At 47.6% G+C, this 16,649-nt stretch carries 13 protein-coding genes and 1 pseudogene; 10 read left to right on the top strand and 4 right to left on the bottom strand.

Going from position 1 to position 16,649, the window contains the following annotated elements:
• Positions 1-27: 27 nt before the first annotated feature.
• The gene (locus H6G45_RS10945; RefSeq protein WP_190598474.1) at positions 28-1,650 is read right to left on the bottom strand and encodes a Ppx/GppA phosphatase family protein; all 1,623 of its coding nucleotides are present in this window, start codon (positions 1,648-1,650) and stop codon (positions 28-30) included.
• 474 nt (positions 1,651-2,124) lie between these two features.
• Here H6G45_RS10945 and H6G45_RS10950 point away from each other — a divergent pair, with 474 nt between their 5' ends.
• Positions 2,125-4,056, top strand: coding sequence for a ShlB/FhaC/HecB family hemolysin secretion/activation protein (locus H6G45_RS10950; RefSeq protein WP_199309710.1), 1,932 nt, complete (start codon positions 2,125-2,127; stop codon positions 4,054-4,056).
• 148 nt (positions 4,057-4,204) lie between these two features.
• Here the strand turns inward: H6G45_RS10950 and H6G45_RS10955 are convergent, their stop codons facing one another.
• The gene (locus tag H6G45_RS10955) at positions 4,205-5,014 is read right to left on the bottom strand and encodes a glutathione S-transferase family protein (RefSeq protein WP_190598475.1); all 810 of its coding nucleotides are present in this window, start codon (positions 5,012-5,014) and stop codon (positions 4,205-4,207) included.
• 177 nt (positions 5,015-5,191) lie between these two features.
• On the opposite strand from H6G45_RS10955, the gene H6G45_RS10960 reads away from it, so the two are divergent.
• The 5 genes and pseudogenes from H6G45_RS10960 (at position 5,192) to H6G45_RS10980 (ending at position 11,021) form a co-directional block, all read left to right on the top strand.
• Complete coding sequence (locus H6G45_RS10960; RefSeq protein ID WP_190598476.1) at positions 5,192-7,204, top strand: NAD(P)-binding protein; 2,013 nt, start codon at positions 5,192-5,194, stop codon at positions 7,202-7,204.
• Between the two features lie 117 nt (positions 7,205-7,321).
• Positions 7,322-8,161: a diaminopimelate epimerase gene (gene dapF / locus H6G45_RS10965; RefSeq protein ID WP_190598477.1), complete on the top strand. Its 840-nt coding sequence runs from the start codon at positions 7,322-7,324 to the stop codon at positions 8,159-8,161.
• Between the two features lie 350 nt (positions 8,162-8,511).
• Positions 8,512-9,669 (top strand): DegT/DnrJ/EryC1/StrS family aminotransferase, encoded by a 1,158-nt coding sequence (locus H6G45_RS10970; protein ID WP_190598478.1) that lies wholly within the window; start codon positions 8,512-8,514, stop codon positions 9,667-9,669.
• A 23-nt stretch (positions 9,670-9,692) separates the two neighbouring features.
• Complete coding sequence (locus H6G45_RS10975; RefSeq protein ID WP_190598479.1) at positions 9,693-9,944, top strand: hypothetical protein; 252 nt, start codon at positions 9,693-9,695, stop codon at positions 9,942-9,944.
• 334 nt (positions 9,945-10,278) lie between these two features.
• Positions 10,279-11,021, top strand: a pseudogene (locus tag H6G45_RS10980) (IS1 family transposase).
• A 126-nt stretch (positions 11,022-11,147) separates the two neighbouring features.
• On the opposite strand, the gene glpX reads toward H6G45_RS10980, so the two are convergent.
• The gene (gene glpX, locus H6G45_RS10985) at positions 11,148-12,185 is read right to left on the bottom strand and encodes a class II fructose-bisphosphatase (protein WP_190598480.1); all 1,038 of its coding nucleotides are present in this window, start codon (positions 12,183-12,185) and stop codon (positions 11,148-11,150) included.
• Positions 12,186-12,421: 236 nt separating this feature from the next.
• Between glpX and H6G45_RS10990 the strand changes: the two genes are divergently transcribed.
• The 3 genes from H6G45_RS10990 (at position 12,422) to H6G45_RS11000 (ending at position 14,276) form a co-directional block, all read left to right on the top strand.
• Positions 12,422-12,850, top strand: a complete 429-nt coding sequence (locus H6G45_RS10990; protein ID WP_190598481.1) for a hypothetical protein — start codon at positions 12,422-12,424, stop codon at positions 12,848-12,850.
• 113 nt (positions 12,851-12,963) lie between these two features.
• Positions 12,964-13,506, top strand: a complete 543-nt coding sequence (locus H6G45_RS10995) for a thioredoxin family protein (protein ID WP_190598482.1) — start codon at positions 12,964-12,966, stop codon at positions 13,504-13,506.
• Between the two features lie 545 nt (positions 13,507-14,051).
• Positions 14,052-14,276 (top strand): riboflavin synthase subunit alpha, encoded by a 225-nt coding sequence (locus tag H6G45_RS11000; RefSeq protein ID WP_190598483.1) that lies wholly within the window; start codon positions 14,052-14,054, stop codon positions 14,274-14,276.
• An 84-nt stretch (positions 14,277-14,360) separates the two neighbouring features.
• On the opposite strand, the gene H6G45_RS11005 is transcribed toward H6G45_RS11000, so the two are convergent.
• Entirely contained in the window at positions 14,361-14,684 is a 324-nt protein-coding gene (locus H6G45_RS11005; RefSeq protein ID WP_190598484.1) for a DUF3082 domain-containing protein, read from the bottom strand.
• A 227-nt stretch (positions 14,685-14,911) separates the two neighbouring features.
• On the opposite strand from H6G45_RS11005, the gene glcD reads away from it, so the two are divergent.
• Positions 14,912-16,390 (top strand): glycolate oxidase subunit GlcD, encoded by a 1,479-nt coding sequence (gene glcD, locus H6G45_RS11010; RefSeq protein ID WP_190598485.1) that lies wholly within the window; start codon positions 14,912-14,914, stop codon positions 16,388-16,390.
• Positions 16,391-16,649 lie beyond the last annotated feature (259 nt).

Raw genomic sequence — 16,649 nt, forward strand, 5'->3', positions numbered from 1 at the left:
CATCATAACTTAAATTAAACTTCCTCCCTAGCCTTTATTTGACTGCAGCAAAATGGCTAAAGTCGCCACCACCTTCGTATTAAATTCCTCTTCAAAGATGACTTTTTTATAATCTAAATTCCATAGTTCCAAGGCACAATCGTCATCAAGATCTTTAGGGGTAATATGTAGATGTAATTGCCGGTTCTCCTGGTCGTACTGACAATCAAAACTTTCAATCGCCCCCACTTGACGACGATCCAGGGCCACCGCTAACCGGAGCAAGGCACTTAATTGTCTTACTGCTAGACGGTGGGGTTCGGACAGTTTGATGTAATCTTCGTGACGTTTTTTGGGTTTACTGCGACGATGATAGCGGGCAATGTTCGCAATTAATTCCAGTTCAATTTCTGTGTAACCCAGTAGTTCGGCATTGCGAATTAAATAATAGGAATGTTTATGGTGGGCAGAGTGACTTATATAAGTACCACAATTGTGCAAAATAGCGGCGGCCCAGAGCCATTCCCGTTCGGTTTCTCCCCAGTCGTGTAAAACTCCCTGTAACTGGTCGAAAAAGCTGGTGGCAAATTGGGCAACCCTTTCCCCAAAACCTAGGTCTACCTGATATTTACGGGCAATTTTCAGCACTCCCCGTTGGCGAATTTCTCCCTGGAAGCGCATCCGGTCTTGGATAATGCGATGGGTGAGCATCCAATCGACAATCATGCCTTCCCGCAACGCCCGCTCACAAATGGTGATGCTATCTAACTCCAGCATGGTCATGGCTTCGAGCAAAATCACGGCCCCCGGCAAAATAATTTCCGCCCGGCGATCGGACAGGCCGGCAATTTGAAATCGCTCTTGGCAATTAAGACTGGCTAATTTTTTGACCCATTCCTCCACATCCTTGTGGGTAATGCTATAACCCTGGATGGGATTGGGAACTTCTTTCTGTTTTTGCAAAGCGGTCATGGTGGCCAGGGTTTCAATGGTGCCGGAGGTGCCCACTAGTTGGGCTTTTTCCTCGCCATCAAGTCGTTGTTTGATTTCATCCACTGGGCGTTCCAACATACCCCGCACATAGGCCCGCAATACGGCTAATTCTGTCCCATCAATGGGATCAGTGTGGACAAAATCTTGGGTGAGGCGCACTGCCCCCACTTTGGTACTGCTCAAAAAGCGCACGTCCCGGCGATCGGCCAAAATTAGCTCTGTGGACCCGCCGCCGATGTCGATCATCACATGGGGCACTTCGTGGAAGTCCATGCAGGAAAATACCCCCAGGTAGATACGCCGGGCTTCCTCCGGGCCAGAAATTAAATCCACCGTCAGTCCCACTTCCGCTTGCACCCGGGTGAGAAAGTCCTGGCCATTTTTTGCTTCCCTGGTGGCACTGGTGGCTACGGCGATGATGTTTTCCACTTCCAAGCCCTTGGCCAATTCCACACAGCGCTTCAAAGCGGCGATCGCCCGATTCATGGCCGCTGGGGTGAGGTTGTTGGATTGGGGGTCCCGATCGCCCAGGCGGACAGTGTCTTTTTCCCGAGCCACAATGGTAAAGGTGGCCAGAACCGGATCAATGCGGACAATGACCATGTGAATGGAGTTGGTACCAATGTCGATCGCCGCCAACATACAGGGGTCAACAATCTGGGCAGGGGAAGGAGCCATAGGTTAACACTCTCAAGGGGACAGGAACGGGGGAGTTGGGGTCAAAACTTTACCAACCAGCCTAGGGCCAATTAACCGCCCCCAACTTAACTTTCCCATTGTCCATTGTCATCAACTCCTCGCAAAGCACCAGCAAGGAGAAAAAGTGACTCCCAGCAATCAAAGCCAACCATAGCTGATTGGTCAAATGCCAATGTTGAAGCAACCCGAAGAATTCTAAGGTCAAAGGGCATTAGGGCAACGGCTCTACGAAGTGGCAGGAGGCTCCAGCGCGGAGCTTTTACAACATTTTGGGGTCTGTTTTGCTGGGGCTGACAAAAGCGAATAATCCTGTTAAAGTCTGTTTAATTCACTCTGCAGTCCCAAATTAACTCTAATATCAGAGCTGGGAACGCAAATATCTCCTCCACACTCTAACTGAATGGCTCACAGCCCCCCATTCTGACCCGTTAACCACTGGAGATTCCCAGGGCCATGTTGAGTTACCGTTACGCCCTCTCATTGGCATTGTGTTTTTCCCTGCCCTTCTCGTTGGGTGGCTGGGCTGTGGCCGAAAGCGCAGATTTTTCTCCCCTCCATGGCTTTGCCCCAGTTACTGACATTGATCAAGAAGACAATGCGCGGGCGATCGGTCCAACGGAATTTTTGCTCAGCCAGGGACAAGTTCCCACCCCTCCCCTACAACCATTGCCATCGGAAGACGATGTTGAGATTCCCCCTACCCCTACTCCATTGGAACTAGGGCCAGAATCTTCTCCTCCCAGCCCCGAGGAAGCGGTGGATACCTGTGGCTTTAGCCCTTCTCCTCCTGCTAACGTAGCGCCCATACCTCTTTTGCAAGGGTCGGTGGATGGCACTCCCCTGGAGGTAAATTTACTGGGCATGACGGTATTTTCGCCCCAGGAATTGTTAACTTTACCCGCCCTCCAACCCTGGCAAACGGATCCCCCCAGCACCTCCGTTCCCCTCACCATTGCCACGGACTTGACAGCGGCGGAATTTGAAATTTTATACCAAGGCTTAGTAGAAGGCATTACCCAGCTATACATCAATCAGGGTTACATCACTTCCCAGGCGATCTCCAGACCCATGGAACCAATCCCAAATGGGGGGGGGTTAGAACAGCCAATCCAGGTGGTGGAAGGCCAGGTGGAATCGATCCTAGTGCGGGGTCGAGGACGTTTGCGCCCAGCCTATATCTGTGACCGGGTTGCCCAGGGAGTCCATAGTCCTGTCAACGTGGGTCAGTTAGAGGAACGTCTGCGGCTGTTGCAAATTAACCCCATGCTGGAGAAAGTACAGGCCAGCCTTTTGCCCACAGGGAAGGTGGGTCTGAGCAATTTATCCGTCACGGTGGAAGAAGCCTTTCCCTTCAGTGCCAACCTCAGCTTTGATAACTATTCCCCCATTAGTTTGGGCAGTGAACGAATCGGCATCAACTTGGACTACAAAAACCTCACCGGCCTTGGCGATCGCCTGTCAGGGAGCTATTACGTTTCCACCACTGGGGGTTTAGACATCCTGGATTTTAATTACCGGGTGCCCCTCAATCCCACCGACGGTACTCTACAGTTGCGCTTTGTGCCCACCTGGACCAGAATCACCCAATCTCCCTTCGACGTTTTTAATATCACCGGCAGTAACCCCCTGTACGAAGTTAGTTACCGCCAACCCCTCTGGACCTCTTTAACAGATGAATTTGCCCTGAGTTTTGGTTTTCGCTACCAGGATGGTCGCACTTTGGGGCTAAACCGTCCCGATTTGACCAACGTCAGCCGCACCAGCGTATTCCAATTTGGCCAGGACTATACCCTGCGGGATCAAAACGGGTTGTGGTTTTTCCGTTCCCAAATGAACCTCGGCACGGGGCTATTCGATGCCACCACCAATCCCAGCCCCCTACCCAGTGGGGAATTTTTCAGTTGGCTGGGGCAGGCCCAACGCCTACAAAGACTGGATGACAATAACCTACTCATTGTGCAGGCGGACCTCCAGCTCACCCCCGATAGTTTATTGCCGGATTATCTGTTCATCATTGGGGGCGGGCAATCCCTGCGGGGCTATCGACAAAATGCCCGTTCCGCTGACAACGGCGTTCGTCTCTCGGTGGAAAATCGCATCACCTTGGCCAGGGATGGGGACAATAAGTCAGTGTTTGAATTAGCCCCCTTTGTGGACTTTGGGGCAGTGTGGAACAGTGCTGGCAATCCCACCCAGTTACCCCCCAATTCTGTGCTGGTGGGGCCCGGACTGGGGATCATTTGGCGGGATATTTTGGGCATGACCGGCCTGAACTTCCGGTTTGACTATGGCATCCCCGTGATCAAGTTGGATAACCTGACCGGCAATTGGCAAAATGATGGTCTGTATTTCCAGCTCAATTACCGTCCGCCCTTTGGTAAGTAGCTGAGATCGGATTGGAGAAATGGCTCGGTTTTCTCCATTATTCAAGGAAATCCCGGTCAAAATTGCCCATCATGGCTGGAGCTTTGATGGGTCAACCTAACCTAACCAGCTAAACACGCTCTTAGACAAATCAGTTGTTCAAAACCACCTACTCAATATTGATGGTGGTGGGGGAACCACTATCACCGCCGTTGTTAGTTTGATTTGTGCCTGGGCGATGACTGCGGCGATATTCCCGATAGAGGCGATCGCGCCATTCAAAAAACGTACTGTAGGCACTGTTATCCGCTAAACCAGGAATGCCCTTACCCTTCAATTCCTGGGCAATGTTTAAATAGTCACCACCGGGGATTTTGATCACCATACTCAACGCCGCCACCGTTAAATCCGCCAAAGTAGGGCGATCGCCAATTAAATAGGGCTGATGTTGCAAAATTAACGTTAAGGCTTCCAAGTCCTGATGGAGGCCCCGCATAGCTTCCTTGACCGCATCACCACCGAAACCAACGCCACTACCGAGTAAATCCAACATGGCCGGGGGCACTGCACTGACTAAATTTTTGAAAATACCAGGGGTTTGTTTGGGCAAAATAGAAGCCCTCAAACCAGGATTTTGATTCAATGCCCCCACCATGGCCACCCGACCTTTCAGCCCGATGGATTCGTCGGCCCATTCTTCCATCAACAAACATTGTCCCCGTTGCACCGGATCGTGGGACAGGAGAGGGTTTTCAGGATATTTACGGTCTAGGTAGAGGGCAATTTCCGTCGAATCGGCAATGACAATGTCCCCATCCTTGAGCACTGGCACCTTGGTTTGTCCAGAAAGACGGAGCAGCTCCAACTGACCCAACCCCGGCACCACTTCCACTGTCCGATAATCCAACCCCTTAAAGTCGAGAATGAGGCGGACTTTTTCCGAATATTGGGACAGTTCAAACTGATGAAGCTCAAGCATAGTGAGGATTTTTGTGTTGGGTGTACAATCGAAGACAAATTTTGTTTTAAGTCCAACATAACACGACTTTCTCACACCGTCGGAGTAAGACAGTCCGCGTCGTCCACTACGCATAGGATAAACCCCGAAATTACTAATAGTTGTCGCCGCAATTTTTTGATCACAGGTAAGACTTTTATGGACTATTTTTTGGTTTGTGGGCTGGGATATCTGGGGCAGCACTGCGTTGTCGCTTTGAAAAAATTTGGCGTTAAAGTAATTGCTATTGAAAAACAGCTACCGCCCCAGTGGGAAATTAAAAACTTAGATAATTACTTAGACCAACTAATTATCGGCGATTGCAGTCAATCTAGTATTTTACTTCAGTTGCCTATCAACCACATTCGGGCCGCTTTAATTGTTACCACCATCGAAAAAATCAATATCGAAACAGCTATAACTATCCGTGCCTTAAATCCCCAAACTCGTTTAGTGGTTAGAAGTGTAAGAGATAATCTCAATTCTTTGTTGAGCAACGAGCTAGGAAATTTTGTAGCCTATGAACCCAAACATTTACCAGCCAATGCTTATGCTCTTTCCGCCCTAGGTAAAGAAACCATTAGTCTACTAAATCTAGGAGGACTAAGAATTAGAATTAATCGTTTGCAAGTTCCTGATTATCACCATTGGCTAAGCTATAATTTTTTGGATGAAATTAACAATCGTCATCGTCGTATTTTAAGCCATAATCACCAGGGAGATTTGCCGTCTCGATCAATTGATTTTCATTGCTGGCATCCAGAAGCAAAAATTCAAGCCCAAGATACGATTATTTATGTAGAAACAGAAGAAAATTATTTCTTAAATAAAGGATATAATTTTAATTTAAATAGGAAAAATAACAACTTAAATTTTTCATATTTTCGAAGCCTAATTCAAACTAAGATTAGTAGCTGGATCAAGAATTTTTGGAGCTTAAGTCTTAAGCAACAGGTAGCAAGAGTTGCTATTATCTATGGCTTGATAGTGTTTTTACTTTTAATTATAGGGACGATATTATTCAGTTTTTTCTATCCCGGTACCACCTTACTTTCTTCCTTTTATGTAACTGCTATTTTACTACTAGGAGGTTACTCTGACTTGTTCGACTCCTTTGAACCTATATCAGCTTTGCCAGAATGGTTACAGTTATTCAGTCTAGCTCTGACCGTTACCGGTACCGCCTTTGTCGGGGTTCTATATGCCCTATTAACCCAAGCCCTGTTATCGTCTAAATTTCAGTTTTACAATAAACGTCCCCCTATTCCAAAAGCAGACCATGTGGTGATTATCGGACTAGGCAAACTTGGACAAGAAATTGCTAATAAATTGCGGGAATTGAAAATCAATGTGTTAGGTATAACCTTTAATACCATTGCTAGCCAGTCAGATTTTTTAGATATTCCCTTAATTTACGGCCATAACTTAGTTGATAGCCTACAATTAGCTAATCTAGAAACCGCCAGCAGTGTTATTGTTGTTACTGATGATGACATTGTTAATATTGAAACGGCATTGCTAACTCAAAAAATCAATCCCTGTTGTCAATTAGTAATTCGCACTAATGGTGATACATTGACGAAAAATTTAGGAGGATTATTACCAGCAGCAATTATTATTGACCCCTATGTAGCAGCAGCAGAAGTGTTCACTGGAGCAGCTTTTGGAGAAAATATCCTTGGTTTATCCTGTTGGCAAGAACAGACAGTTTTGGTCACCCAATATTACATTGAAGAACAAGATACACTCCAGGGCTTATTAATTGCGGAGGTGGCTTATGGCTATGGAGTTGTCCCGATAATTTATCAAGAAAAATCCGAGGATGAGCCAATTTTCTTGCCCTCGGAAGACCGACGTCTAATTCCAGGTAATTTGCTGATTGTCTTGGCAACGATAGCAGGATTAAAGGCCATTGAAGCAGGGGATTTAAAACCAAAACAATGGAATCTTAAAATCATCAAAGCTAGTTCTAAAATGTCAATTTTTGATGGTATTACTGCCATTGCTCGCATTGCAGGTTGTCCTTTGAAAACGGCGACGGAAACAATGAATAATTTGCCAGCGACTTTGCCATTTAAAATGTACTATTATCAAGCAATGAAGCTTAAAAAAATGCTTCAGCAAAATCAAATTGAAACTGTTGTTGAGCAAAATTTCTCTCCAATTTCTTAGTCGGTAAGACTCTCATTCCTCTCCCTGACAGAATTGCCGTAGAATACTAATGGCAATAGGTTTCTTTGTCATGCCCAACGGCGATCGCCTTACGTTGTTTCCTTCTAACCTGATCCCATGGCCCTTAGCTTTAGTAAATACCACGGTCTCGGCAACGATTTTATTCTGGTGGATAACCGTCAGAGTGCGGCTCCCTGCTTAACCCCAGACCAAGCCCAACTGTTGTGCGATCGCCATTTTGGCATCGGGGCGGACGGGGTGATTTTTGCTTTGCCAGGGCAAGGGGGAACGGATTACACCATGCGGATTTTCAATTCCGACGGTTCGGAGCCGGAAATGTGCGGCAATGGCATCCGTTGTTTGGGTAAATTTTTGGCAGATCTAGAAGGGGTGGGGGAAAAAACCTATCGCATCCACACCTTAGCGGGGGTAATCACCCCCCAACTATTGGCCGATGGCCAAGTCAAAGTAGACATGGGGGAACCCCAATTGTTAGCGGAGCTTATTCCCACCACCTTGGCTAAACCGGGGGAAAAAGTGGTGGATCTGCCCTTAGCAGTGGCGGGGCAAACCTGGGCTGTGACCTGTGTGAGCATGGGTAATCCCCATTGTTTGATCTTTGTGGACGATGTGGACAGTCTTAACTTGACGGAGATTGGTCCTTTATTTGAACACCATCCCCAATTTCCCCAACGGACTAATACGGAGTTTATTCAGGTCTTAGCGGGCGATCGCCTGAAAATGCGAGTCTGGGAAAGGGGAGCGGGCATTACCTTGGCCTGTGGGACGGGGGCCTGTGCCACAGTGGTGGCGGCGGTGTTGACCGGTAGAGGCGATCGGCTTTGTACGGTGGAATTACCAGGGGGCGATTTGGAAATTGAATGGTCTGTCCAGGACAATCGGCTTTATATGACGGGGCCAGCTCAAAAGGTCTTCAGCGGCCAGACAGAGATTTGAATGTTTAAAAATGGGTTCTAAAAACTCCCTGAATACTGAAGTTGGAGGGAAACTACAAAAAGTCCCCCAGAATTACGGTCTCTTTAGTAGGTCGATTTAGAGGACAAACTGCAACTTCACCAACGGACTTTCAAATCCCAAAACACAGCACCTTTGTTCTTTTTCCACGGAGGACATTGCTGATGATGCCGGAACAGAGGCATTGAGTAGGGGAACCTATTTTTGGCCAATGCATTGATGCTGTACGGCCAATCTGTTCAACTTGGGGACGGCCATGCCCTAGAATTTGATGGACATCTTTTCAGCCCAACGCCGCTATTTTTCCACAATATATTTAGTTAAGCAGCTCGATGAACATCCCCATCCTTGACCTTAAGCCCCAGTACCAAAGGATCAAAGCCGAAATTCAACAGGCGGTGAATGGTGTCTTGGAATCGGGACAATTCATTTTGGGCAAAACCGTTGCAGATTTTGAGCAAGCTGCCGCCGATTACCTGGGGGTAAAGTATGCCATTGGGGTTAATTCTGGCACCGATGCTCTGATGATTGGTCTGAGGGCATTGGGCATTGGCCCGGGGGACGAGGTAATTACTACCCCTTTTTCCTTTTTTGCTACGGCGGAATCCATCAGTAATGTGGGAGCTAAACCGGTTTTTGTCGATGTGGCGATCGCCGACTTTAACCTCGATCCCAGCAAAATCAAGGCGGCCATCACCCCCCGCACTAAGGCAATTATGCCAGTACATTTATTTGGTCAACCGGCGGCCATGGCCCAAATTAAAGCCCTTGCCCATGACCATAGTTTGAAAATTATTGAAGATTGTGCCCAATCCTTTGGGGCCGTCTATGCCGGGGATTGCTTGGGTTGTGACCAGGACTGTGATGACCAGGTTAAACAAAGTCTAATGGGTCAATACACCGGGGCCCTGGGGGATGTGGGAGCCTTTTCCTTTTTTCCCACCAAAAATTTGGGAGCCTACGGTGACGGCGGTTTAATCACCACCAATGACGAGGCGATCGCCGATTTGGCCCGCTGCTTGAGGGTACACGGTTCCAGACAACGCTACCAAAACGAAATGCTGGGCTATAACTCCCGTTTGGATGCGTTGCAAGCCGCGATTTTGAACGTCAAACTCTCCCATTTAAAGGAATGGAGCGCCGGCCGTCGTCGGGTAGCCCAAACCTATAATGATCTGTTCAAAGGGGTGGAAGGTATTATTACCCCCACCATCACCGCCGGCCATGTGTTTCACCAATACACCCTGAGAATTCAGGAAGGTAAAAGGGATGCCCTGGCCAAGGCAATGCAAGGTATAGGTATTAGCACCATGATCTATTACCCTGTGCCCCAGGATCAGTTGCCGGTGTACCGGGGTCAGTATGCCCCCAACCCCATCAGCGATCGCCTAGCCACGGAGGTATTGAGTTTGCCCATCTGGCCGGAAATGGAAACGGAAACGGTGCAAACGGTGGCTGAAAAAATTATCCAAGTTTTGCCCAGCCTGTAAACTTCTCCCACCATCAATTACCTATGCCCATGGAAGCCGGACAACAATTCCTCACCCCTGCCGAGTCCCACGCCGTTGATGGGGCCCTGCTTAGTCAGTCAGAAAAGTTTCTCACCCGTCTCACCATTTCTTCCCTGCGGCTTTTGCAAACCATTGCAGAGGAGGAACAATTGGCGATCGCCGATCTGACCCCAGAAATTATCATTGCCTGGTTTGAAAAGGATGCCAAAAGGAAACGGGAGCAGGGGGCAGAAAAGCCGGTACTAGATTGGTAAGCTCCCAAACCATTTCCGTCGAAACAGCCTAAGTTAACGTGAGTTAGAGAGCTAAAAAGTCGCAATAAGTTGGTAATTTGGAATGGCGAAGGAAGGCTTGTCAGGGTGTTAAGAGTAGGCAATGAGCCCGGAGACCAAATTCACAAGAAAATTAAAAACATTACGATGTCTGGAATGTTCGGTTTTGGGTGGTGTTATCTGTGTAGTGAAAGTATAAAATGGATGGCAATTACGACAGGGATAGCACTTTCAAACTACTTGCATCTTTATCCCCTAAAATTTAGCTACAGTAGAAATCATATCAACTTGCACCACTGAATTGACTGATTGAGCCATGAGTAATAATGACAAAGATAAACGCCCCCCCTGTCCATCATGCGGTTCATTACATATTTTGAAGAATGGCAGCATTCACAATAAAAAACGAAAGTATTTATGCAAAGAATGCGGCGGCCATTTTGTGGAAAACCATACCAAACATTATATAAGCCAGTAAGAAATTGAATACATTAAACGAAGTCTTCTAGAGCAAATTTCTCTAAGAGATATGTCGCGAATGCCGGGAATATTAATGAAGTGGTTGCAGAATTGTGTTAATAAATTTTATCGCTCAATCTCTTCTGAAACAAGTAGTCTAACGTCTTGCTTTAATGGTTTGATTCTCGAATGTGATGAGTTATGGTCTTTTGTTTGCTCAAAAGAAAACCCTGTTTATCTTTGGTTAGCATTAAACAGAAATATGAAGAAAATTTTAGGCTTTCATTTGGGTGATAGGACAAGAAAAGATGCTCAGCAATTCTGGGAGTCAATACCCTAAAAATATCGAGAAAGTGCAGAGATTTATACAGACTTTTGGTAGTCTTATCAGGATGTCGTGCCGGCAAAAAACACCATCCAAGTGGTAAAGAAACTGGAGAAACTAGCCATATAGAAAGATTCAATAATAACCTAAGACAAAGATGCTCAAAATTGCTCAGGAAGTGCCTTTCATTTTCTAAAGACTTCTTCAATCATGAATCTGCTATTTTATATTTTATCAACCACTATAATGAGGATTTAAGGTTGGCTTTATCTTAACTTCACTACATGAATAATACTACCTAAAAACAAAAGTCCCCCAAAGTTTGAGCTTCAGGGGACAAGGAAAACGGCTATGTATTTCCCCAGAGTTTGACCTTCCGGAGATAGTTGCCGAGATAGAAGTTAGTGCAGTTGGATTACTTTGGGGCTTTCCTTCATATGAACAGTGTCCACAAAGCGGGCGGTGCTGGACTGGCTAGAAATAACCAAGCTTTGGGTCCGCACACCACCATGGAAGAAGCGTACCCCTTCCATCAAAGTGCCAGGGGTGATGCCACAGGCGGCAAACAGAACGGTTTCGCCACAGGCCAATTCTTCGCAGTTATAAACCTGGTCAGGATTTTTAATACCCATGGAAGCGAGCCGCTCTAGGTTACCTTCCCGGCTTTCACCGATTAGTCCAGTTTTAACCACTTCGGGATCGTAAATTAACTGACCCTGGAAGTGACCCCCCAGACAGCGCATGGCGGCGGCGGAAATTACCCCTTCAGGAGCAGCACCGATACCCATCAGAGCGTGAATGTTGGTGCCGGAAAAAGCACAGGAAATGGCGGCGGAAACGTCTCCATCACTGATGAGGCGGACTCGAGCGCCAGCGTTGCGGATTTCTTGGATCAATTCTTTGTGGCGGGGACGATCCATGACCACTACCACCAATTCTTCGATACTGCGATTGAGACAATCGGAGAGAATCTTGAGGTTTTCGGTAGCGGATTTATCAATGTCAACGTGACCCTTGGCCGCCGGGGGGGCCGCCAGTTTTTTCATGTAGAAATCGGGAGCGGCAAACAAACCACCTTTTTCAGAAATAGCCAACACTGCCATGGAACCATTTTGACCATAGGCCACTAGGTTGGTACCTTCACAGGGGTCAACGGCAATGTCAATTTCCACCAATTCGTCGGGATTGCAGAAGGATTTGGCATCTTCCCTGGTGCAAATGCCTACTTCTTCACCGATGTAGAGCATGGGTGCGTCATCCCTTTCCCCCTCGCCAATGACGATGCGGCCCCGCATATGAATTCTGTTCATCCGTTCCCGCATGGCTTCTACGGCCACTTGGTCGGCGGTGTTTTTTTCACCTTTGCCCATCCATTTTGCCGAGGCGATCGCCGCTTGTTCTACGACTTCAATAATTTCTAAACCGAGGGTGCTGTCCACGAATTGAATCCTCCCAACTGCTGATTAGGTTTCCCTAGCTTGTGATTAAGTGTTAATAGTCAAAAGTCTATCAGAGGGGGGGATCAGCGTACAGCATTGCCGAGGAGGGGAAGTCGGCTTTGGCCCTGACCGCGGCGGGACCAAAAGATCCCTTAAGATTAAGAGTTGGGCGGATTGTCTGCCTGCTTTTTGACTGCTTTGAACCATTCCACTGCCAAATTCAGCTAATTGTGATCATGACTGAGTCCGTAATCTCCCCAGAAGATGCTTTCAACCAGGCGATCGCCAGATATAACGGGGGGGAAGGCCCCGAAACCCTGATTCCAGTATTTAAGGAAATTGCCGATAGCTCCCCGAAAAACGCCACGGTGTGGGCCTGCCTTGCTTGGCTGTATCTCCTAGACGACAAGCCAACTTTGGCTTTCAAAGCGGCCCAGCGGTCGGTGAAAATCGACGGCTACCACCCCCAGGCCAGGGTTAACTATGCCTTGGCCATGCTGGCCAATAAAAAAACTGGTGTACGGGAACAGGTGGAATTGGCGGCCCAAATGATGTCCTTCGATCAAGAAATTGCTACTGGGGTGATGGAAAGCTTGGATGACGGTCTCCAACGTAAGCCCGATTGGCGGGACATTGAACGGATTAAAAAATGGCTGACGGAATAGCCTGTCCCATTGGTCCTAATTTAGTTAGGCAAAATTCAAGCAACCAATCAGTCCCTGGCGTTGGTTTGTTACCTTGAATAGAATTCCCCACCTTGTCCCAATATCTCCAGCCCATGACCCCGGCCAAAATTCGTAACGCATTATTAGCCGTAGTGGCGATCGCCCTGAGTGCGGCCCTTTATCTCGGTTTTCAAACTCAAACCCAGGGCACTTCCCTGGAAGCCCAGGCTCAGCGGGCCACGCCCCTGGCCACAGCCCTGGACAATGGTCGTCCCACCTTGGTGGAGTTCTATGCCAATTGGTGTACTAGCTGTCAAGCCATGGCTCCGGATTTAGCAGAGTTGAAGAAAAACTATGGCGGGTCAGTCAACTTTGCCATGCTCAATGTGGACAACAATAAATGGTTGCCGGAAGTGCTGCGCTATCGGGTGGATGGTATTCCCCATTTTGTTTACCTGGATGACACCGGCACGGCGATCGCCGAGAGCATTGGAGAACAACCGTTGGGAGTGTTGGAGCAAAACATCACTGCCCTGTTAGCCCACGAACCGATCCCCTACGCCAATGTCACTGGCCAAACTTCGGTGGTGGAAAACCGCACCATTGAAGCTGACCCCACCTCTCCCCGCAGTCACGGCAATCCCCGCCCCGGCTAGGGAATTAACTAAACATAGCTAGAAACTATGCCAATCATTAAACTGCTACAGGTTCGGCTATCCAGCCCTTGGGCGATCGGCTAGTATCTATTTGTGTGTGAGGAGTAAGATTAATAAGGAAGCAACCGGAGGGTCGAAACATGGCAAGACTCCTTGCGGACTTCCTTATTTTTTTGCCTATTTTCCCAATTAAGCTCGCCGACCTAGTCAAGACTCAGGGTTAGGGTTATCCCAAGGGAACCTGGAAGTGCAGAACACAGCCCGTTTCAACAGGGCAGAGGCAGTTCAATCCGACACAATCGCCGACTGTTTAAATCTTTTTCCCGGCAAAACAGAGGCAATTCCCAGAGCAGTAAGCAATGAACTGAGCCCTGTCTGCCCGTTAACAAAAGTTTATGGTATATTCAAATACAGCGGTGAAGGATTGATATTTCCCCATGGAACTGTCTGCCGCCCCAAGGTTTATTTGCCTAGCCCCCATCCGATCGCCTGACTGAATTTTTGGCTTGATCGAACCCCCTCTGCATCCTCAAACTTACTGCTTTATGTTGGTACTTTCCATCCTGTCTTTGGCTTTAGCCTCTTTTTCTGCCATCCTTTGCTTCACTGTGCAGGAAGACGTAATCAGGGCCTCGTTAGGATGTGTGGCAGTGTTATCCATTTTAGTTACCCTGTTTTTTGCTCCCTGGGCCTTAAAACTGACCTTGGCCGCAGTTCCCTTCGGTGTGGAGCGATTTTATCGTTTAAGTCAAAACACTCCCCTGGAATAGGTTCATCGACGATATATTGCCCAGATTTTTCAAGTTTCCGAACGCTTAGTTAAAAGGCGTATTTTTACTAACACCTCCAACCTATTAACTCCCTCCATCATTGCCAGAGGGTTGTTTTTGCACAATTAACTGAATCATCAACAAAATTAGGCCGATCGCCACAAAGGCAAAAATAAAGGTGCCCATGGAGGCTAGTCCCAACACCAAAGTTCTCACAGCTGAAGCAATGCGCTGGACAATGGCCTTATCGGATAACATCGGCTTACTGGCAAAACTAACGGCGATCGCCGAAGTCAGCAAATACAACCCCCAGGCCAGGGAAGCGGAAATGCCGGAACCGACCAAACAACGCAGGGGAGTGGGGGGCACTGGCTCCGTTTTAGTTGGTTGGGGGGAAGGTTCAGTCATGGGCCAACGCTCAAAAGTGTCATTGCAGAAAACATAGGGAAAAAATTATCAGTCACCAAAAACCATCCATAACTGTATTAAGTAAATTACTGCGCCCAATTGCCCAATTCTCCAGAACTCCCAGCGCTAAAGCCCTGTATTATCCCTAAGCGGTAGAATAATACCACGATCCATCTAGCGGTTCCAAGCCTGGAATTGTTTGATTTCCCTGGACTTTGCCAAACCCCATGACTGTATCTTCCCCAGTAAATTCCGCCGTTGACCTCATCCCCCAGCTTGAAAAAATATTGGGGCAAGATGGGGTAATTAAACGCAAAGATGAGCTCTTCACCTATGAATGCGACGGCTTAACGGGTTATCGACAACGGCCGGCCCTGGTGGTATTGCCCCGCACAACGGAACAGGTGGCCGCAGTAGTTAAACTCTGCCACGATCGCAAAATTCCGTGGATTGCTAGGGGGGCTGGCACCGGGTTATCGGGGGGAGCCTTACCGGGGGCAGATAGCCTGCTAATTGTTACCACTCGCATGCAAAAAATTTTGGCAGTGGATTACGACAATCAAACCATTGTTGTCCAACCAGGAGTAGTGAATAACTGGGTTACCCAAACCGTTAGTGGCGCAGGCTTTTACTATGCTCCTGATCCTTCCAGTCAGATTGTTTGTTCCATTGGCGGTAACATTGCCGAGAACTCCGGCGGCGTCCATTGTTTGAAATATGGCACCACCACCAACCATGTACTGGGGCTAAAGCTGGTCATTCCTGACGGTTCCATTGTGGAAGTGGGGGGACCAATTGCGGAAATGCCCGGCTATGACCTAACCGGCCTATTTGTCGGGTCGGAAGGAACCCTAGGCATTGCCACGGAAATTACCCTAAAAATTCTCAAAACCCCAGAATCCATCTGTGTTATATTGGCGGACTTTCTTTCCCTCGAAGCCACGGCCCAATCCGTAGCCGATATCATTGCGGCGGGCATCGTCCCGGCGGGCATGGAAATTATGGACAATTTCAGTATCAATGCAGTGGAAGATGTGGTGGCCACTAATTGTTACCCTAGGGATGCGGCGGCCATTCTTCTAGTAGAACTAGACGGTCTTCCCATTGAAGTGGAATTAAACCAAGCCAAAGTAGAGGAAATTTGCCGTAATAATGGAGCCCGCAACACGGCGATCGCCTATGACCAAGAAACCCGCTTAAAAATGTGGAAAGGAAGGAAAGCGGCCTTTGCAGCGGCGGGCAAATTAAGCCCCAGTTACTTTGTCCAAGATGGGGTAGTGCCCCGCACTCAATTAGTACAAATTTTAAGTGACATTAACGCTTTGAGCGAAAAATACGGCTTTGCCATTGCTAATGTTTTCCATGCTGGAGACGGGAATTTACATCCCCTAATTTTGTACGACCAAAAAGTACCGGGAGCTTGGGAAAAAGTAGAAGAATTGGGGGGAGAAATCCTTAAGCGCTGTGTGGAATTGGGGGGAAGTTTATCCGGGGAACATGGCATTGGCATGGATAAAAATTGCTTTATGCCCAATATGTTCAACGAAGTAGACTTGGAAACTATGCAATGGGTACGGCAATGCTTTAATCCCAATAATTTGGCTAATCCCGGCAAGCTTTTTCCCACTCCCCGCCGTTGTGGAGAGGTGGCCAATGCCCAACGACTTAATTTAGGCCAGGACGAAAAACTAGGGGAAATTTATTAACTCTAAAGCAGAAAAATGAGGATAATTTGCCATGGCTCAAAACAATCTGAGAAAGTCGTTAAGAAATGACTAAATAACAAGCTTAATTTACCCTTAGGATAAATAAAATCTGGACAAACTCAGATAATCTCTCCACATTGTTAAATTATAGCTAATTAGGATAATTATGAGACGTTAAGCTATGCAGTAATCTTGAATAACCTTATCTATGCTAGTACCCGGAGGTGCGTACATTCTCGCCCTCTTTAATGCACTAAAG

It is taken from the genome of Synechocystis sp. FACHB-383 (assembly GCF_014698605.1).
Classification (GTDB): Bacteria; Cyanobacteriota; Cyanobacteriia; order Cyanobacteriales; family Microcystaceae; genus Synechocystis; species Synechocystis salina.